Genomic DNA, 17,403 nt, shown 5'->3' on the forward strand with positions numbered 1-17,403 from the left:
GGTTCAACTGTTAGTGCTTATACCAGCCAAACATCTGGAAGATATAAGGTGCATAGGTCACCAACACCAACGATGAGAACAATACGATAATCGGCAATAACCAACGTTCATAACGGAAGTAGAAACTGGTGTATTTCTCTTTCGCTTCCCTGTCGGCGGCCGAGACTTCCTCATCCCCGACGGAGAGCCTCGTCAGCAAGTGGTTCAAGGCAACAGGTGGTGTCACATAACCAAACTCGAAGGCAACCAGTACGATCATCCAGAAATGAATCGGATGGATACCATTCTCATAGGCCACAGGGGCAACCGTTGCAGCAACCAGAATCACCGCACCGAATGGATCGGTCGTCATACCAATAATGGCAAGTAGCAGTGCAATAAAGGCAAGTGAAATATAGATATTACCGAGATGCGTTGGTAATAATTCCACAACTTCAGCACGTTCAATTAAGCCACCAACGCTTGCAGACAATGCCATAAGCAGAATCAACGCACCAATATGTCCAACTGTTTCTGAGGTTGCAAAACGTAATGCTCCACCAAAACCTAAGTGCTTACCGCCATGTGGATCATGTGATTTCAGGAACTCGGATTTTTTCTCATGTTCACGAACCAAAGCTTCATGCTTAGGATCAAGCACAGGTGCTGGCGCCACTTTTGATGCAAATAATTTGTCAAACAAGATCATTGCAATCAATACCAACGGTAAAATCATTGGTGCAGTGAATTCATTGATTGATGTATCTAAAGCCAGCTTATAGAACATCACGACAGCGAAACCGATAATCACGTAAGGAATGACAGGGACACATGCACGTAACATGCCCGGTACTGCAACTTTAGGTGAGTTCACACGGAATTTTTCTTCGGCAAGAATCAATGAAACGCCAAGGAAAATAAACGCTGTTAGCCAGAAGACATAGATACCATGATCAAATAATTCAGTAGATGTCACATGGCGACTGTCTAACATTGAGATCAGGATTACAAGTAGACATGGACGAATCACCACACCTAAAGAACCTGACATTGCCGATACAGCCAATGCATATTGACGACGAGCGCCCGAATTCCAGACTTCCTTATAGATGATCGCACCCGCTGCAATAACGAAAATCCCTGAAGCACCTGTATATGCTGTTGGAATCGCTGCTGCAATCAAGATTAACCAAGTTAACGTTTCTGGAGCCAAATTCCATGGACGCAGGATATTTAAGAATAAATCCATGACACGGGTTTGGGTCAGCAACATACCAGCCCAAATAAACAGTGCAAGATTCAGGAAAATACCCGAGAACTCAACCAGAATACCCAAGTAGATCCCTTGCCCCATTGGATAGTCCATGAAGAAGGTAAATACAATACCGGTCACCAAAGACATGAAGGCATACAACGGTACACTGAGTAAAGCTAAACCAAAGTTACCCTTCGGCTGAGCCGTTTTCGGTATAAAGATAAACTGGAAGATACTGATAATGGTCAGGGATACGAATAACGCAATCCATAACCAATATAAGACTGTGGTTTTACCAGCAACTTCAACGCCTGAATTCAAGACTGAATGATATTGGCTTAAGACCGAATAACTCAGTAATGCATTCCCCGCCACCATCAACGCTGAATAAACACGGAAGTCAATTCTGGTTTTCGGTGCACGTAAACCAATGTGGTGGTAACGCAAAGACGCTGTAATTGAAGCAAATAAAACCATAACCAGTAGAATTACAGTCTGGTTTTCAGAGCCTAATTTGAAAATTCCGAAGAATGTTGTCTCAACTTTACGATAAGTACGAATACTTGGATGTGCTTCCAAATGCTTCATCGCTTTATCATAGAATTGATATTTTTCTTCACACTGCTGCTGTGCTGCCAATAATGAGGTACGCACATCAGACTCAGAAGCAGCCCCGAACATACTTGCAAATTCATCCGCAGCATTGGCCTTCATCTGCTCTTGAACTTGTGCATCAATGTTAGGATGTCGATCGCAAGATGGTTTTTCAGGCTCCGCCCTCAAAAACGAATATTGCATTCCTGTGGTTTGATCACCGTAAAGCCGCTCCCCCATACGGAGCATTTGACCGTGAATCATCTCGCCAGTACCAATAAGCAAGGTCATTAGCAACAAAGCAAGAATGATGAATGTTGATATCCAATCATTCCAGATATAGCCTAATCGGGCTAATCCAGACTTTTTCTCTTGATCATTTTGCATGTCTATTCCAGTTTATTCTTATCAACATCCATCCAAAGATGTTGAATCATGCGCTGTCCATGGTTGATAGATAAATGAATTTACCCTCTTATTAACCAATCCCTTTAAACCGCTTAAATTTGAATCAATCTTTTTCAAAAAAGAATGACTACAATCACTTTTTTGTTGGTTGTTTTTATCAATTTATGTGTTCTCTATTTTTTTCCTTCTTACAAATAAATAACTTAACCCACATAGGAGGCCACCGATAGCACCAATTAAATGTGCTTCAGTCAGGACAGGGCTACCAATCAACTGAGCTGTTCCAGTTTGTCCAAAGGTATTTTCCCAAATCAGTTTTGCTGCAATCAGGGCTAAAACCAGTATTGCAAACTTACGTTCTTTCTTATATTGCAGATAAACCAGCCCTACGGCGGTGTACAGACCATGTAGCACACCAGAAAGCCCAGCATAAGCATCGATATAAGGTAAGTAGAAATAGAAAACTAAACTAATGAATGGCGGCAAAATCAGCAGTAACGCCCATAAATGCCAATTGCGGACATGCGGAAAAATGAAAGGTAAACACGCAAATGCCAGCATATTTAAAAGAAAATGAATCCAGCCAACATGTACCCAGTGTGCGGTCCATAAACGCCAGAACTCACTGAGTAAACTCGGTCGCCAGTAAATGAAATGATCAGCAAAAACTTGCAGACATGCCGATATCGAAACACATATCGCGATCAAAATGACTTTTTCTATCCATATTTGATCTTTCATTTATCGACTACCTCTTGAAAAAACAGACCTTTTACAAAGTTTAGATGTTTGCAATGTAAAAGGCCGTTTAATTCAGGTTACTCTGCTGGTGTTTCTTGCGCTGGAACAGCCTCATCCTGTGCAGGTGCAGAAGCACCCTCGCCACCATCAAAGAGTGAATCCAGTTCAGCTGAGCTTTCTTGTTTATCATCCCAGAATGTGGTCAAGCCTTCATCGCTTGCTCTCACACCTGTATTTTCAGTCCAATAACGATCTGCGATGCCGCGAACCATCAAACCTGCCATTTTATCGATAAGTCTGAACTGAGGATTTGCAGGTTTGTCATCACCTGTTGCTGCTGCATAAGAACGAAGCGCATCACGTAATTTTGCATCATCACCACTGGCCTGTGCTGCCACGGCATATAAAGCATGCGATAAGCGAACACCTTTCTTCTCACCGATCGCCATCGATTGCTTCATCGTGGCATAAGGTTCAGGTTTACCATCGCCTGCACCTGGCAATAAAGTCCAGATCACAGCGCGAGTCGCCATTGGCGCGCCCCAGAATTTTTCATTGTCCAGACAGGTCATGCCACGTTCAACAATCCCTGCGATATCCTTAGGAACATTGATCGCACCGCCAGAGTTAATGTCATTGGTCATGGCTTGTAAACCACTCACCATACCCAACAAATAAACAGTCTGATCCAGATCATTACGCATGGTTGGGCATGAATCACCTAATTTATATTTGTATTTTGATTCCCAACGATTTGCAAAAAGTTGATAGCCTGCATATTGACGTTCAGCCGCAATCCCAGCCCAACGTTTCTGTTCAATACGAGCATCTTGTGCTTCCGATACCTGACCTGCTTTAGAAGCACGCAAATAGCGTAACTCTGCTTCCAATGCCTGATTTTCAGCACAAATTCCTGCTGCGGTATAAAGCAGAACTGCCATGCGGGTTGGGTCTGCACCCATATCTTTGGTCGACATCACTGCCGGTGTTAATGCATTTCCTGAGTTACACACCATTTCAGCATCATCCATTGCCAAAATCGGTGGAACAATATGTTTTTCACCAAAACCTAAGGCGACATTCGCTCCAGTTTTAACGACGTAAGAACATCCAGATAACATTGATGTTGTCAGCAAAGCAACCGCTACGCCCTGTCCCATTTTATGGAGTTTAGACATACTTCCTGTCCCTCTAATAATTTGTTTTTTCCTTTTAGCTGTACATTATCAGATGCAATACTTGAATTAAAGAGTAATTGCTCTAATTTCACGGGGACATTTTGACATACTTCACAAATGAATGAATTGACAGATTTGCGGGAATACAGAAATTTCAGGCAAAAAAAAGTAGCATTGCGACGGTTCAGCACATGCTACTTATTAACTGGTAAAATCGTGAAACTCTTTATATTTTAGTTTTGTTGAAAATAATCCTTGAGTAATGTTCCAGCTCTTCCTACTACAATCGCCATAACGATCGCAATTACCAGAAACATCCACATTGAAATCTCCATAGAGACCTCCTACACTTTTGTATCTACTTTTGATAGATACTAGATTGGCGTTCACCATCGATATTCACGGGAGAGTGATATATTGATGATACTTTCAATCTCTTTCTCTTGGTCACAGCAACAGGTTGATGTGATTCAAGATATTCCCTGAGTAAAGTTCCTGCTCTTCCTACTACAATCGCAAAAACAATTGCGATCACCAGAAACGACCATGTTGGAATTTCCATTTTGGACCTCCACCACACTTTACGTTGGTGTTTGTACTTTAACGAAAATAAATCAGCCTTGACTGCCAGATTGTCTGACAATCATAATTTTCACTATTTTTTAGAGTATTTAATCTAACAATTTGATTAAAAAAGACGCTTAAAACAACTATGATATTGAAATTTATAAAATAATTAATTATATACAGATGTAGAATTGTCAAACAATTATGCAAGTTTTGCGTGTAATTTTAGGTTTTTCCACTGCAAAAGTGATAACTGATCCCACCAAATGATGAAATTTTTATGTTCTGGATCAGAAAAATAAAGCACGATATAGGCTTGATGATCGATTATTTTTTCGATTTTGCGGCACTGGATGGGGAGAGATGAATCATAAAACTCAAATGACCATTCCTGCTGATCCAGATGTTCAAAACGTTTTAATCGAGGTTGTTTAAGAAATAGAAACCAGCTCAACGCCAATAACAAGCAACTGCTTAACCATAAAGCTAAAGAAAGTAGAGAGTAAGTGAGGATGACAATCAAAAGTAGAATAAACAGTTGCAATGCAATCGAAAAACGACTGTATTGCAACTCAAAAACACGATTAGCCGTGAACATAATGTTTTAATTTTAGAATAAATTCTTTCAGTTCAGTACGTGGAGGTTCCCCAACTTCCATGAACCAGTCCAGTAAATCTGGATCTTCCTGATCAACCAGCTCTGCAAACAAGGCCTTTTCAGCAGGATCTGCGGTGAGATAGTAGTTTTTAACATACGGGTCAAAATATACATCGATTTCTTTTAAACCACGACGTGCACGATACACGACCTTACGTTCTTCCAGTGTCATTTCATCAGACATTATCTGTTCCACTATGCAACAATTTTCTCTGATAGTGTACCCGATCCCCGTTTAAGTTCGCAGCGTTTTTTCTCAAGTGACCAAATACATCAATCAAATTGAGCATTGATCACATTGTTCACTATTTTCCCTTTCTTGTATGGTGAGGAAGATGATTTACATTCAACAAACTAGGGAAAATATAACAAATGCAATCAGGTGCAATTCGTCCAGTTCCAAACATGCTCGCGCGTAAACTTTTTACTTCTGATCATGAAGCATTTCGTGAAACTGTACGTAAATTCTATGAAAAAGAAGTTGTTCCAAATATTGAAAAATATGAAAAACAACAACATGTTGACCGCGATTTATGGAATAAGGCAGGCGAACTTGGCCTGCTATGTACCACCATGCCAGAGCAATATGGCGGTTCGGGTGTTGACCGACTCTACAGTATGATTCTGATCGAAGAACAAGCCTATGCGATGGATTCTAGCACTGGTTTTTCATTACATTCAGATATCGTTGCCAACTATATCAACAACTTTGGTAATGAAGAACAAAAGCAGCACTGGCTTCCAAAAATGGCAACAGGTGAAACGGTTACCGCGATTGCCATGACCGAACCAGGGACAGGTTCAGACCTTCAAGCTGTACGTACTACAGCGGTACTGGATGGCGATGAATATGTCATTAATGGCTCAAAAATCTTTATTACCAATGGCTACCTATGCGACATGGCCATTGTAGTTTGTAAGACAGGTAATAATGAAAAAGGATCAGCCAATCTCTCTTTAATTATTGTAGAAGCAGATCGTGCAGGCTTTAGTAAAGGAAAACCTTTAAATAAAATCGGGATGAAAGGTCAGGATACTTGCGAATTGTTCTTTGATAATGTTCGTGTTCCTAAAGAAAATCTGCTCGGTATGGAAGGCATGGGCTTTATGATGCTGATGAAAGAATTGGCATGGGAACGTATGCTGGTTGCTATTATTTGTCAGGCTGGTGCTGAAGCTGCTTTTGCACATACCGTTCAATACACCAAAGACCGTAAAGCGTTTGGTAAACCGATTGGCACCTTCCAGAACACCCGTTTTAAACTGGCTGAGCTACGCACTGAAATTGATTTCTGCCGTACTTATTTAGATCGCTGTATGGAACTACAACTCGAAGAAAGCTTAGGTGTTGATGCTGCCGCAGCTGCAAAATACAAAATTTCGGATATGTTCTCGAAAGTTGTCGATGAATGCTTACAATTGCATGGTGGTTATGGCTACATGCTGGAATATCCAATTGCACGTGCTTATATCGACAACCGTGCCAATCGTATTTATGCAGGTACCAATGAAATCATGAAAGAGTTGATTTCACGTACCCTCTAATAAATCTATAAAACCTAAGGGATCACGCTAGATGCATGATCCCTTTTTTCTTTATTTCGGTGCTACTTTCTCATTCGCCGTTTGAGCAGGTTGCGGATTCATCCGTTCCATTAACTGCTTCACCTTAGGATTTTCACTGTATTGTTGCATGGTCGTATTGAGTGCATTACGCGCATTTTGTGTGGTGAAATGTGCAACCTCACTGCCGACATCACTTGCCTTCTTCGCCCAGACTTTACCTTCAGCAGATTGATAAAAATTTAAAGCTGCTTGCAGTTCTTTTTGATTAAAGCTTTCAACATAACGCTGCACAATAAACTGCTTACGCTGTTCACTATTCAAGTTTTTACTTAAATCGACATAGAAGCTTTCTGGTAAATCTTTCGGCAAACGCATCCGAATTTGCTCTAAAATCATTTTATCGGTGTTTTGCAAACCTTGCTCGGTACCATCAACCGATACCAGTTTTTGTGCAATCGCTTCCTTCTGTTTTGTATCATCGGCAAAGGCCAAACCACTTGATAATATAAGCCCCAAAATGATGAGTTTTTTCATCACACTATCCCTAATCTTAATTTTCTAATCTGCCCAATATACGTGATATTTTTAGAATTCAAACCCTATTTCAAATAAAAAAACCCTATGCATTGACATAGGGTTGTTCAATTATTGAGTTACTGAATTACGATACCAGTTTTGGTTTACGATCTGCATGTTCATCACGTTTGTGGAACTGTAGAACACCATCATTAAATTTAGCATCTTTCAATTCTTTACGGTCTGCCAAATAATTATTGGTAATTTTCCAAGGTGCTTGCTTGCCTTGTTTAGGCATCACATCTGCTGCACGAGCAATATAACCAGAAGACATTTTGCCCATAATCGTGTCATGTTCAAGTTGCGATGGATCAGCATGCGCAATCACTTCATCAAAACCATTCTTGTCCATATGATTAAGCAAGCGGCAAATGTATTCAGCTGCAATATCAACTTTTAAGGTCCAAGACGCGTTGATATAACCAATGATCATTGCCATATTTGGTACATCGCTGACCATCACACCTTGATATAACATGTGCTGTGATGTATTCATCGGCTTACCATCAATTGAGCCTTTCACACCACCCAGAATCTGAATTTCCAGACCTGTTGCAGAAATGACGATATCCGCTTCAAGATGTTTACCAGATTTTAGTTGAATACCATTCGCCGTGAATTTCTCAATTTGATCTGTTTCTACACTCGCTTGACCCTGACGTAATGCTTTAAACAAATCGCCATCTGGTACTACACATAAACGTTGATCCCAAGGGTTATAGCTTGGCGTAAAGTGCTTCATGTCGACTTTACCTTTCAACTGCAATTCAATCCCTTTCAGCAATAAGCGACGCACAGTTTTTGGATATTTTTGAGCTAAAGCATAAATACCACGTTGCATACCAATGTTACGTGCACGCGTAAATTTATAAGCAGTTTCCTCAGACATAAATTTACGGGTTTTCTCATAAATAAAGTCAATTGAAGGTACTGTTGCAATATAGGTTGGTGAACGCTGTAACATCGTCACATGGCCTGCCCCACCTTTCACCATTGAAGGAACCAAGGTAATCGCAGTTGCACCACTACCAATGATCACTACTTTCTTACCTGTGTAATCCAGATTCTCAGGCCAGTGTTGTGGATGAATGAACTGACCTTTGAAATCTTCCTGTTTCGGGAATTTCGGTGCATAACCCTGATCATAGTTATAGTAACCCGTACAACCCATCACGAAGTTTGCTGACCAAATTTGCTTTTTCTTATTGCTATCTTCGACTTCAACAGACCATTTTTTCTTTGTTGAATCATAGTTTGCAGAAAGCACACGATGACCAAAATGGATTTTTTCTTTCAATTGATTTTCGCTAATGACATCACTCAAATAGCTTTTGATTTCAGAGCCACTCGCAAGTACTTTTTCTTTTGCCCATGGTTTGAAGTTAAAACCAAAGGTCGACATATCCGAATCAGAACGAATACCAGGATAACGGAATAAATCCCAAGTCCCGCCAAAACTGTCACGACGCTCTAAAATTTCAAATTTGCGTTGTGGGCAATGCTTAGAAAGATGTACAGCCAATCCGATTCCTGAGATCCCTGCACCAATAATTAATACATCAACTTGCTTTTCCATTTTTTTTATACCCTGTATAAACCATGTCTTTATTAAAGCACAAATTTGACAATACACAATGTCAAGTTTAGTCATTCATCGGTTTTTTTATATCAGTTCGGGACATTTTGATAAAAATTCGCTGTCAAAAAAGTTGAGATTTTTGCTTGGATTTGTTTTATTAGAGGCTCTTAGTTAAAAGAAAAGATAGCCGTGTTTAGGTACTTTATCTGCTCGAGTTCATTAGAAAAATAATATTTAAAACATTCATAAAAATGAAAACCATTCGAGAATGTTTTATACTTGAATGGCTCACACAAAAAATATTAAAAAATCAAATCAACAGCTTAAGATAGATTAATTAGCATTTGCTTTATCTTCCCAACGTTTTGCGATATCTAAATTTTTTTCAACGCCTATTCCATATTGATACATAAACTCAATTTCTCTCATAGCTTCTTTGCTTCCTTGAGCAGCAGATTTCTTAAGTAAATCTAATGCCTGATCAATATTTTTTGTAACCCCTTCACCATTACGATATAGCCTAGCTAAACCAACCATAGAATCACTGTGATTAAGATCCGCCCCTTTTGCAAACCAAATAAAAGCTTTTTTATAATGATCTTCGGCATCAATTGGATCTGTATCTTCAACTAAACCTGCATATGTTGCATATCCATCACCCAGCCAATACATAGCATTCACATTCCCATTTTCAGCAGACTTCATAGCCCAACTTTCCGCTTGAGCTTCATCTTCCTCAACCCCATAACCATGGATATAAACGTCTGCTAATTCTAATTGCGCTGATGAATCACCATTCTTTGCTTTAATTAATAGCTCATCTGAGAAGGTTGGATTAGCTGATATATGCATAGAGATGATTAGTCCTAAAATAATAGATATGAACCCGAAAATTTTCATTTTCTGCCTTTAAATTAAACTTGTTTTTCGTTCTTTGAGTTTTAATAATACTTTATAAATATGAAAATAATGAGACTATCTAAGATAGTTAGGATTATTCAAACCTAAATTAATAACTTCATTAATCTATAAAGCTTCTACCTCTACGCTAAACAATAAAAAGGCCGGTTATTACACCGGCCTTTTTTGGAACAACTGACTGTTCTAGACGTAGAAGTATTATTTTACTTCACGGTCAACGAGTTCAACGTAAGCCATCGGTGCAGCATCACCTGCACGGAAGCCCGCTTTAAGAACACGAAGATAACCGCCGTTACGTTCTTTGTAACGAGGGCCAAGAACGGTAAATAATTTACCAACAGTTGCTGCAGAACGAGTACGAGCAAACGCTAAACGACGGTTTGCTACTGTATCGTTTTTTGCCAAAGTGATTAAAGGCTCAGCAACGCGGCGAAGTTCTTTCGCTTTAGGCAAAGTTGTTTTAATTAACTCGTGCTCAACTAAAGCATTTGTTAAGTTTTGGAACAACGCCTTACGGTGGCTGCTTGTACGGCCTAATTTCACACCACTATTACGATGACGCATGGTGATAGTCCTACTTAATTAACGGCTACGATAGGCAAAACGGTCATCCATACGGAGACTAGCTGGTGGCCAGTTCTCTAAACGCATGCCGAGTTGTAAACCTTTCGATGCCAAAACATCTTTGATCTCTGTTAACGATTTTTTACCTAAGTTAGGAGTTTTTAACAACTCAACTTCAGTACGTTGAACAAGATCACCAATGTAGTAAATATTTTCTGCCTTCAAACAGTTAGCAGAACGAACAGTTAGCTCGAGATCATCTACTGGACGAAGCAAAATTGGGTCAACTTCTTCGCGAGGTTCTTGAGCAACAGGAGTTTGATCTTTCTGAAGATCAACAAAAATTGCAATTTGTTGTTGCAAGATTGTTGCCGCTTTGCGGATTGCTTCTTCTGGATCAACAGTTCCGTTAGTCTCAAGATCGATCACTAACTTATCAAGATCGGTACGTTGTTCAACACGAGCATTTTCTACTGTGTATGAAACACGCTTGATTGGGCTATAAGAAGCATCTAACTGTAAACGACCTACTGGACGTGTTTCACCTTCAGGGAAACGTGAGTCAGATGTTTCATAACCACGACCTTGAGCAACTTTAAGGCGCATTTTTAATGAACCAGAAGAACTCAAAGTACCGATTAAATGATCAGGGTTAACCACTTCAACATTATGAGGTAAACGAAGGTCAGCTGCAGTTACATCACCTGCCCCTTGTTTCTCTAATGTTAAATATGCTTCATTTTGATCGAACAGCTTAATAGACAATCCTTTTAGGTTCAGCAAGAGCTCGACGATGTCCTGCTGCAAGCCTTCTAAAGTACTGTACTCGTGCTCGACGCCTTCTATTTCTACTTCAACCACAGCTGCGCCAGGTAAAGAAGACAATAGAATGCGACGTAAAGCATTACCTAGAGTATGACCAAAGCCACGCTCTAAAGGTTCCAGAATCACTTTTGCCGAGGTCCCGCTCACCGCTTCGACCTTGATCGCTTGCGGAGTTAGAAACTCGTTTGCAGTACGCGTCATTTATTGCTACCTCAAGGATTATTTAGAATACAATTCTACAATCAAGCTTTCGTTGATTTCAGCAGGTAAATCAGAACGATCTGGCGCAGCTTTAAACGTACCTTCTAACTTAGAATGGTCAACTTCCATCCAAGCAGGGATACCACGTTGAGCAGCTAATTCAATTGCGCTTTTGATACGTAATTGTTGTTTAGCGCCTTCATGTACTGCAATTACATCACCAGCTTTAACTTGGATAGATGCAATGTTAACACGACGACCGTTCAAAGTGATGCTACGGTGAGATACTAACTGACGAGCTTCTGCACGTGTAGAACCAAAACCCATGCGATAAACAACGTTATCAAGACGGCTTTCAAGCAACTTCAACAAGTTTTCACCTGTTGCGCCTTTAACACGAGCAGCTTCTTTATAGTAGTTACTAAATTGACGCTCTAACACACCGTACATACGACGTACTTTTTGTTTTTCACGTAATTGTAGTGAGTACTCAGATTGTTTGCTACCACGAGCTCCGCCATGTTGGCCAGGAGCTTTAGCATGTTTTTTAGTCTTAACGTCAAATGGTTTAACGCCAGATTTTAATTGCAGGTCTGTCCCTTCGCGGCGAGAGAGTTTGCATTTTGGACCAATATAACGAGCCATGAATGTTTCTCCTTACACGCGACGTTTTTTAGGTGGACGGCAACCGTTGTGCGGAATTGGAGTCACATCGGTAATGCTGTTAATTTTATAACCCACTGCACCTAATGCACGAACCGCAGATTCACGACCAGGACCAGGACCTTTTACAAGGACGTCCAAGTTTTTCAAACCGTAATCTAAAGCAGCTTTACCAGCAACTTCAGCAGCTACCTGAGCAGCAAACGGTGTTGATTTACGTGATCCACGGAAGCCTTGTCCACCTGAGGTAGCCCAAGCCAATGCATTACCTTGACGATCGGTAATCGTAACAATGGTGTTATTAAAAGAAGCGTGAATGTGTGCGACACCTTCAGAGACGGTACGAGTGACCTTCTTGCGTGCGCGAGTATCTTTAGCCATCTTTTAGCTTCCAGAAATCTTATTTCTTAATCGGTTTGCGCGGACCTTTACGGGTACGTGCGTTAGTTTTGGTGCGTTGTCCGCGAACAGGCAAGCTGCGACGATGACGAAGACCGCGGTAGCAGCCTAAATCCATTAAACGTTTAATGTTCATGGAAATTTCGCGACGTAAGTCACCTTCGGTCGGAACCTTAGCAACTTCTGCACGAATCGCATCAAGCTGAGCATCATCTAATTCACGAATTTTCGTAGTTTCAGTGATACCTACAGCAGCTAAGATATTCTTAGCAGTGTGGCGACCTACACCAAAAATATACGTGAGAGAGATAACAGCATGCTTGTTATCCGGAATGTTTACACCGGCAATACGAGCCATTCAATTTTCTCCAAAAAGGCAGTCAAGATAATCAACCGCCCCACAAAAATCTTGAGGGGCGGATAATAACCTAATTAGCCTACTGAAATCAACAGGTCTTAATTAAATTAACCTTGACGCTGCTTATGACGAGGTTCTGCGCTACAAATTACGCGAATTACCCCATTACGACGGATAACTTTACAGCTACCACAAATTTTCTTTACAGAAGCTTGTACTTTCATGATGAAACCTTCTAAGTGCGCTTATCCCTTAGGATGAGCAGTCGTTTTTCTCATTAACGTTTGATTATCATACTGATGCGAAGTAAGGTGCGCTTGGAGTTGCGCCATAAAGTCCATTACTACTACCACTACAATCAGTAACGATGTCCCACCCAAATGGAATGGAATACCGAACGAGCTTTGTAGCACCATAGGCATTAAACACACTACAGTGATGTAGATTGCACCAATGAAGGTCAAACGGTTAAGAATATGATCTAAATAACGAGCCGTTTGCTCACCTGGGCGGATACCAGGCACGTATGCCCCGCTACGTTTTAAATTCTCTGAAACCTCTTTAGGGCTAAATACTAGCGCCGTATAGAAATAACAGAAGAAAATGATCAACGCGCCGAAGAGCATTAAATACAACGGCTGTCCAGGCGATAACACCAATGCCAGATCTTGTAGGCTACGTTTTACAATCCCTGCATTTGGATCAGCACTTCCTAACCATTGTCCCAAGCTCGCTGGAAATAATAACAATGAGCTTGCAAAAATCGCTGGAATTACACCTGCCATGTTAATTTTTAACGGCAAATGTGTCTGCTGTGCAGTAAATATACGACGACCTTGTTGTTTTTGTGCATAGTTCACTGGAATACGACGTTGTGCTTTTTCAATAAACACGATCGCAGCTAAAACGGCTAATGAGAGTAAGCCGAATACAACCAAACCAATTAAACTACCCTGACCATTCTGAACAGACGTAAACGACTGAATCACAAGATTTGGCAAACCTGCCACAATACCTGCGAAAATGATCATCGAGATACCATTACCAACACCACGTTCGGTAATTTGCTCGCCCAACCACATCAAGAACATTGTTCCTGCAACTAACGAAGTTACTGCTGGAACATAGAATGCCAAGCCTGACGTTAAGGTAATACCTTGACTAATCAAGCCAGCACACATCCCTACACCTTGCACGAGTGCAAGAAATAAGGTGCCATAACGCGTATATTGATTGATCTTACGTTTGCCTTGCTCGCCTTCTTTTTTCAAAGCTTCCAGCGAAGGAACCACCGTAGACATTAACTGCACGATAATCGACGCAGAAATGTACGGCATGATTCCTAACGCCAGAATCGACATGCGTTCTAATGCACCGCCAGAGAACATATTAAATAAACCTAAGAAGGTACCTTCATTAGCTTTAAAAAAATGTGCTAGCGCGACATTATCAATCCCCGGCAACGGAATATGCGCTCCTAGTCGAAAGACCAATAACGCGCCAATCAAGAACATTAATCGACGAATAATTTCACGGTATTTCACATGAAACGGTTGGCCTTTCATCATGTTGACATGACCTGAAGAACTAGGAGTCATAGACACTCGAGATTACTCCTCGACTTTACCGCCAGCAGCTTCAACAGCAGCTTTAGCGCCTTTAGTCAACACAACACCTTTAACAGTGAATGCGCGAGTGATTTCACCAGAAAGAACGATGCGAGCACGAATTTGGTCACGACGAACAACATTCGCAGCTTTTAAAGTTTCAAGGCTAACAACATCACCTTCAACTTTATTCAACTCAGACAAACGTACTTCAGCAGTTTTCAAAGCGATTTGGCTAGTGAAACCGAATTTAGGCAAACGACGATATAACGCAGTTTGACCGCCTTCAAAGCCCGGACGAGTACCACCACTTTTACGTGAGTTTTGACCTTTGACACCACGGCCACCAGTCTTACCAACACCAGAACCGATACCACGGCCTAGACGACGGTTTTCACGTTTTGCACCTTCTGCAGGTGAAAGTTCATTTAAACGCAGAGTCATGGCTTATTCCTCTACACTAACCATATAGTAAACTTTGTTGATCATACCACGGTTAGAAGGCGTATCTTGCACTTCTACAGTATGACCAATACGACGCAGACCTAAACCTTGAAGGCAAAGTTTATGATTTTTTAAACGATGCGATGAAGATTTAGTCTGGGTAACTTTAATCGTTTTCATGATTGATTACCCTTGAATTTGTTCTACTGAAAGACCACGTTTCGCAGCGACTTTCTCAGGAGAAGTCATATCACGCAAACCTTTGAAAGTTGCGTTTACTACGTTAGCAGCATTTGTAGAACCATAACATTTAGCAAGTACGTTATGTACACCTGCAGCTTCAAGAACAGCACGCATAGCGCCACCAGCAATTACGCCAGTACCTTCTGAAGCAGGTTGCATGTATACACGGCTTGCGCCATGACGAGCATTCACAGGGTGTTGTAAAGTAGTACCCGCAAGGTCTACAGTGATCATGTTACGACGAGCAGCTTCAAGTGCTTTAGAAATAGCAGCTGGAACTTCACGTGCTTTACCACGACCAAAACCTACACGACCGTTACCGTCGCCCACAACAGTTAATGCTGTGAAAGAGAAGATACGACCACCTTTAACAACCTTGGCTACACGATCAACGGCAACCAGCTTTTCAACGAGACCTTCGTTTTGTTCAACTTTCGCCATGATTAGAACTCCAAGCCGCCTTCACGAGCAGCATCAGCCAAGGCTTTGATACGACCATGATATTTAAAACCAGAACGGTCAAATGCAACTTTAGTAACACCAGCTGCTTTAGCACGTTCTGCGATCAAAGCACCAACTTTCGTAGCTGCATCTACGTTACCAGTAGTACCACTACGCAAAGATGCATCTAAAGTTGAAGCTTGCGCTAAAACTTTGCCACCATCTGCTGAAATAACTTGCGCATAGATGTGACGCGGAGTGCGGTTTACACACAAACGAGTCGCACCCAATGCACGAATGTGCAAGCGTGTGCTTTTCGCACGACGCAAACGGGTTTGTTTCTTTTCGTTCATAAGAACCTCGCGCCTTATTTCTTCTTAGCTTCTTTACGAAGAATAACTTCATCCGAATAACGAACACCTTTACCTTTATATGGTTCAGGAGAACGGTATGCACGGATTTCCGCTGCCACTTGACCTAACAACTGCTTGTTTGCTGATTTCAAAATGATTTCAGTAGCAGTTGGAGTTTCCGCTGTTACACCTTCAGGTAAAGCGTAGTCAATTGGGTGTGAGTAACCAAGGTTAAGGTTTACAACAGTACCTTTAACCGCAGCTTTATAACCAACACCAACAAGCTGTAACTTACGTTCGAAGCCTTCGCTAACACCTTTTACAAGGTTGTTCAATACAGCGCGAGCAGTACCAGCTTGCATCCAAGCGTCTTTCGACTCTTTAGCCGGAGCAAGTTGAAGTTTACCTTCTTCCTGTTTTAGCTCGACCAGCGCATGCAGGTTGAAAGACAATGTACCTTTGCTGCCTTTCACTTCGACCTGCCGGCCGTTCTGAGTAACTGCTACACCATTAGGTACAGTTACTGGGGCTTTAGCCACACGAGACATGAGGAATCACCTATTAAGAAACAAAAGCAATAACTTCACCACCGATGCCCGCAGCACGTGCAGCGCGATCAGTCATGATGCCTTTGCTTGTAGAAACAATTGCAATACCCAAACCTTGCTTAACGCTAGGAATTTTATCTTTACCGCGGTATTGGCGAAGACCTGGACGGCTTACGCGCTTAACGGTTTCGATAACTGGTTTGCCTTCGAAATATTTTAAAGTAATTGTCAGAGTAGCTTTTGTCTCTTCTTGAGCAACTGCTACATCTGAAATATAACCTTCTTGTTGAAGAACGTTTGCAATAGCAACTTTCAACTTAGAAGAAGGCATAGAAACAGTTTGTTTCTTAGCCATTTGTGCGTTACGAACACGGGTTAACATGTCGGCAACGGTATCTTGCATACTCATTTAGTCGCTCCTTACCAGCTTGCCTTAACAACGCCCGGTACATCACCTTGCATTACTGTGTCACGTAATTTGTTACGGCTTAAACCGAACTTACGGAAGTAACCATGAGGACGACCAGTTAAACCACAACGGTTACGAAGACGTACTGGAGATGCGTTACGTGGCAATGCCTGTAACTTTAATGTCGCTTCGAAACGTTCTTCGTCACTCGCATTTACATTTGCAATCGTTGCTTTTAATTCAGCACGTTTTGCAGCGTATTTAGCAACTGTCTTTTCGCGTTTCAATTCGCGATTAATCATACCTTTCTTAGCCATATCGACCTC

The 17,403-nt window shown here is 41.3% G+C and carries 24 protein-coding genes; 1 reads left to right on the forward strand and 23 read right to left on the reverse strand.

The annotated features are described in order from the left end of the window. Positions 1-10: 10 nt before the first annotated feature. The 6 genes from EC846_RS11660 to EC846_RS11685 all read right to left on the reverse strand — a co-directional run bounded on the left by EC846_RS11660 (position 11) and on the right by EC846_RS11685 (position 5,564). Positions 11-2,215 carry a TRAP transporter large permease subunit gene (locus EC846_RS11660; protein WP_123775270.1) on the reverse strand — a complete coding sequence of 735 codons (2,205 nt, stop codon included), beginning with the start codon at positions 2,213-2,215 and terminating at the stop codon, positions 11-13. 183 nt (positions 2,216-2,398) lie between these two features. Next, positions 2,399-2,977, reverse strand: coding sequence for a rhombosortase (gene rrtA, locus EC846_RS11665; RefSeq protein WP_004775858.1), 579 nt, complete (start codon positions 2,975-2,977; stop codon positions 2,399-2,401). Positions 2,978-3,054: 77 nt separating this feature from the next. After that, positions 3,055-4,155: a hypothetical protein gene (locus EC846_RS11670; RefSeq protein WP_123775271.1), complete on the reverse strand. Its 1,101-nt coding sequence runs from the start codon at positions 4,153-4,155 to the stop codon at positions 3,055-3,057. Positions 4,156-4,513: 358 nt separating this feature from the next. Beyond that, positions 4,514-4,717, reverse strand: coding sequence for a hypothetical protein (locus EC846_RS11675; RefSeq protein WP_004775862.1), 204 nt, complete (start codon positions 4,715-4,717; stop codon positions 4,514-4,516). A gap of 207 nt (positions 4,718-4,924) precedes the next feature. Next, the gene (locus tag EC846_RS11680; protein ID WP_123775272.1) at positions 4,925-5,320 is read right to left on the reverse strand and encodes a hypothetical protein; all 396 of its coding nucleotides are present in this window, start codon (positions 5,318-5,320) and stop codon (positions 4,925-4,927) included. After that, positions 5,307-5,564, reverse strand: coding sequence for a succinate dehydrogenase assembly factor 2 (locus EC846_RS11685; protein ID WP_062846632.1), 258 nt, complete (start codon positions 5,562-5,564; stop codon positions 5,307-5,309). Before EC846_RS11685 ends, EC846_RS11680 begins: the two co-directional genes overlap by 14 nt. Positions 5,565-5,752: 188 nt before the next feature. Here EC846_RS11685 and EC846_RS11690 point away from each other — a divergent pair, with 188 nt between their 5' ends. Continuing rightward, complete coding sequence (locus EC846_RS11690; RefSeq protein WP_004775867.1) at positions 5,753-6,925, forward strand: acyl-CoA dehydrogenase family protein; 1,173 nt, start codon at positions 5,753-5,755, stop codon at positions 6,923-6,925. Between the two features lie 51 nt (positions 6,926-6,976). On the opposite strand, the gene EC846_RS11695 is transcribed toward EC846_RS11690, so the two are convergent. The 17 genes from EC846_RS11695 to rpsN all read right to left on the reverse strand — a co-directional run bounded on the left by EC846_RS11695 (position 6,977) and on the right by rpsN (position 17,394). After that, complete coding sequence (locus EC846_RS11695) at positions 6,977-7,480, reverse strand: DUF2059 domain-containing protein (protein WP_004775868.1); 504 nt, start codon at positions 7,478-7,480, stop codon at positions 6,977-6,979. A 127-nt stretch (positions 7,481-7,607) separates the two neighbouring features. Continuing rightward, on the reverse strand, positions 7,608-9,098 hold the full coding sequence (locus EC846_RS11700) for a flavin-containing monooxygenase (RefSeq protein ID WP_004775870.1): 1,491 nt from the start codon (positions 9,096-9,098) through the stop codon (positions 7,608-7,610). Between the two features lie 336 nt (positions 9,099-9,434). Then, the gene (locus tag EC846_RS11705; protein WP_123775273.1) at positions 9,435-9,953 is read right to left on the reverse strand and encodes a tetratricopeptide repeat protein; all 519 of its coding nucleotides are present in this window, start codon (positions 9,951-9,953) and stop codon (positions 9,435-9,437) included. A 267-nt stretch (positions 9,954-10,220) separates the two neighbouring features. Next, on the reverse strand, positions 10,221-10,586 hold the full coding sequence (gene rplQ, locus EC846_RS11710; protein WP_004641032.1) for a 50S ribosomal protein L17: 366 nt from the start codon (positions 10,584-10,586) through the stop codon (positions 10,221-10,223). An 18-nt stretch (positions 10,587-10,604) separates the two neighbouring features. Then, positions 10,605-11,612 carry a DNA-directed RNA polymerase subunit alpha gene (locus EC846_RS11715; protein ID WP_004660372.1) on the reverse strand — a complete coding sequence of 336 codons (1,008 nt, stop codon included), beginning with the start codon at positions 11,610-11,612 and terminating at the stop codon, positions 10,605-10,607. A gap of 18 nt (positions 11,613-11,630) precedes the next feature. After that, the gene (gene rpsD, locus EC846_RS11720) at positions 11,631-12,257 is read right to left on the reverse strand and encodes a 30S ribosomal protein S4 (protein WP_004775874.1); all 627 of its coding nucleotides are present in this window, start codon (positions 12,255-12,257) and stop codon (positions 11,631-11,633) included. Between the two features lie 12 nt (positions 12,258-12,269). After that, the gene (gene rpsK / locus EC846_RS11725; RefSeq protein WP_004281491.1) at positions 12,270-12,656 is read right to left on the reverse strand and encodes a 30S ribosomal protein S11; all 387 of its coding nucleotides are present in this window, start codon (positions 12,654-12,656) and stop codon (positions 12,270-12,272) included. 19 nt (positions 12,657-12,675) lie between these two features. Then, on the reverse strand, positions 12,676-13,032 hold the full coding sequence (gene rpsM, locus EC846_RS11730; protein ID WP_004657696.1) for a 30S ribosomal protein S13: 357 nt from the start codon (positions 13,030-13,032) through the stop codon (positions 12,676-12,678). Positions 13,033-13,139: 107 nt separating this feature from the next. After that, on the reverse strand, positions 13,140-13,256 hold the full coding sequence (gene rpmJ, locus EC846_RS11735) for a 50S ribosomal protein L36 (protein ID WP_000867907.1): 117 nt from the start codon (positions 13,254-13,256) through the stop codon (positions 13,140-13,142). Between the two features lie 21 nt (positions 13,257-13,277). Beyond that, the gene (gene secY, locus EC846_RS11740; RefSeq protein WP_171067682.1) at positions 13,278-14,597 is read right to left on the reverse strand and encodes a preprotein translocase subunit SecY; all 1,320 of its coding nucleotides are present in this window, start codon (positions 14,595-14,597) and stop codon (positions 13,278-13,280) included. A 45-nt stretch (positions 14,598-14,642) separates the two neighbouring features. Continuing rightward, complete coding sequence (gene rplO, locus EC846_RS11745; protein ID WP_004775880.1) at positions 14,643-15,083, reverse strand: 50S ribosomal protein L15; 441 nt, start codon at positions 15,081-15,083, stop codon at positions 14,643-14,645. Between the two features lie 3 nt (positions 15,084-15,086). After that, positions 15,087-15,263 carry a 50S ribosomal protein L30 gene (gene rpmD / locus EC846_RS11750; RefSeq protein ID WP_000849088.1) on the reverse strand — a complete coding sequence of 59 codons (177 nt, stop codon included), beginning with the start codon at positions 15,261-15,263 and terminating at the stop codon, positions 15,087-15,089. Positions 15,264-15,269: 6 nt separating this feature from the next. Further along, positions 15,270-15,767: a 30S ribosomal protein S5 gene (gene rpsE, locus EC846_RS11755; protein WP_004657688.1), complete on the reverse strand. Its 498-nt coding sequence runs from the start codon at positions 15,765-15,767 to the stop codon at positions 15,270-15,272. A gap of 2 nt (positions 15,768-15,769) precedes the next feature. Next, entirely contained in the window at positions 15,770-16,120 is a 351-nt protein-coding gene (gene rplR / locus EC846_RS11760; protein ID WP_004775881.1) for a 50S ribosomal protein L18, read from the reverse strand. A 14-nt stretch (positions 16,121-16,134) separates the two neighbouring features. Beyond that, positions 16,135-16,668: a 50S ribosomal protein L6 gene (rplF, locus tag EC846_RS11765; protein ID WP_004775882.1), complete on the reverse strand. Its 534-nt coding sequence runs from the start codon at positions 16,666-16,668 to the stop codon at positions 16,135-16,137. Between the two features lie 13 nt (positions 16,669-16,681). Continuing rightward, the gene (rpsH, locus tag EC846_RS11770) at positions 16,682-17,077 is read right to left on the reverse strand and encodes a 30S ribosomal protein S8 (protein WP_004775883.1); all 396 of its coding nucleotides are present in this window, start codon (positions 17,075-17,077) and stop codon (positions 16,682-16,684) included. Positions 17,078-17,088: 11 nt separating this feature from the next. Then, positions 17,089-17,394, reverse strand: coding sequence for a 30S ribosomal protein S14 (gene rpsN / locus EC846_RS11775; RefSeq protein ID WP_004641050.1), 306 nt, complete (start codon positions 17,392-17,394; stop codon positions 17,089-17,091). Between the last annotated feature and the right edge of the window lie 9 nt (positions 17,395-17,403).

It is taken from the genome of Acinetobacter sp. BIGb0102 (genome assembly GCF_003815055.1).
Classification (GTDB): Bacteria; Pseudomonadota; Gammaproteobacteria; order Pseudomonadales; family Moraxellaceae; genus Acinetobacter; species Acinetobacter vivianii.

Bases quoted from the DNA above. Each gene is read 5' to 3' on its own strand.
- rplF (WP_004775882.1), bottom strand. From the start codon at position 16,668: ATGTCTCGTGTGGCTAAAGCCCCAGTAACTGTACCTAATGGTGTAGCA.
- EC846_RS11675 (WP_004775862.1), bottom strand. From the start codon at position 4,717: ATGGAAATTCCAACATGGTCGTTTCTGGTGATCGCAATTGTTTTTGCG.
- rpsK (WP_004281491.1), bottom strand. From the start codon at position 12,656: ATGGCTAAAGATACTCGCGCACGCAAGAAGGTCACTCGTACCGTCTCT.
- secY (WP_171067682.1), bottom strand. From the start codon at position 14,597: ATGAAAGGCCAACCGTTTCATGTGAAATACCGTGAAATTATTCGTCGA.
- rplR (WP_004775881.1), bottom strand. From the start codon at position 16,120: ATGAACGAAAAGAAACAAACCCGTTTGCGTCGTGCGAAAAGCACACGC.
- EC846_RS11715 (WP_004660372.1), bottom strand. From the start codon at position 11,612: ATGACGCGTACTGCAAACGAGTTTCTAACTCCGCAAGCGATCAAGGTC.
- EC846_RS11695 (WP_004775868.1), bottom strand. From the start codon at position 7,480: ATGAAAAAACTCATCATTTTGGGGCTTATATTATCAAGTGGTTTGGCC.
- EC846_RS11670 (WP_123775271.1), bottom strand. From the start codon at position 4,155: ATGTCTAAACTCCATAAAATGGGACAGGGCGTAGCGGTTGCTTTGCTG.
- EC846_RS11690 (WP_004775867.1), top strand. From the start codon at position 5,753: ATGCAATCAGGTGCAATTCGTCCAGTTCCAAACATGCTCGCGCGTAAA.
- rplO (WP_004775880.1), bottom strand. From the start codon at position 15,083: ATGACTCTGCGTTTAAATGAACTTTCACCTGCAGAAGGTGCAAAACGT.
- EC846_RS11705 (WP_123775273.1), bottom strand. From the start codon at position 9,953: ATGCATATATCAGCTAATCCAACCTTCTCAGATGAGCTATTAATTAAA.
- rrtA (WP_004775858.1), bottom strand. From the start codon at position 2,977: ATGAAAGATCAAATATGGATAGAAAAAGTCATTTTGATCGCGATATGT.
- rpsD (WP_004775874.1), bottom strand. From the start codon at position 12,257: ATGGCTCGTTATATTGGTCCAAAATGCAAACTCTCTCGCCGCGAAGGG.
- EC846_RS11660 (WP_123775270.1), bottom strand. From the start codon at position 2,215: ATGCAAAATGATCAAGAGAAAAAGTCTGGATTAGCCCGATTAGGCTAT.
- rpsH (WP_004775883.1), bottom strand. From the start codon at position 17,077: ATGAGTATGCAAGATACCGTTGCCGACATGTTAACCCGTGTTCGTAAC.
- EC846_RS11680 (WP_123775272.1), bottom strand. From the start codon at position 5,320: ATGTTCACGGCTAATCGTGTTTTTGAGTTGCAATACAGTCGTTTTTCG.
- rplQ (WP_004641032.1), bottom strand. From the start codon at position 10,586: ATGCGTCATCGTAATAGTGGTGTGAAATTAGGCCGTACAAGCAGCCAC.
- rpmD (WP_000849088.1), bottom strand. From the start codon at position 15,263: ATGAAAACGATTAAAGTTACCCAGACTAAATCTTCATCGCATCGTTTA.
- EC846_RS11685 (WP_062846632.1), bottom strand. From the start codon at position 5,564: ATGTCTGATGAAATGACACTGGAAGAACGTAAGGTCGTGTATCGTGCA.
- rpsE (WP_004657688.1), bottom strand. From the start codon at position 15,767: ATGGCGAAAGTTGAACAAAACGAAGGTCTCGTTGAAAAGCTGGTTGCC.
- rpsM (WP_004657696.1), bottom strand. From the start codon at position 13,032: ATGGCTCGTATTGCCGGTGTAAACATTCCGGATAACAAGCATGCTGTT.
- EC846_RS11700 (WP_004775870.1), bottom strand. From the start codon at position 9,098: ATGGAAAAGCAAGTTGATGTATTAATTATTGGTGCAGGGATCTCAGGA.
- rpmJ (WP_000867907.1), bottom strand. From the start codon at position 13,256: ATGAAAGTACAAGCTTCTGTAAAGAAAATTTGTGGTAGCTGTAAAGTT.
- rpsN (WP_004641050.1), bottom strand. From the start codon at position 17,394: ATGGCTAAGAAAGGTATGATTAATCGCGAATTGAAACGCGAAAAGACA.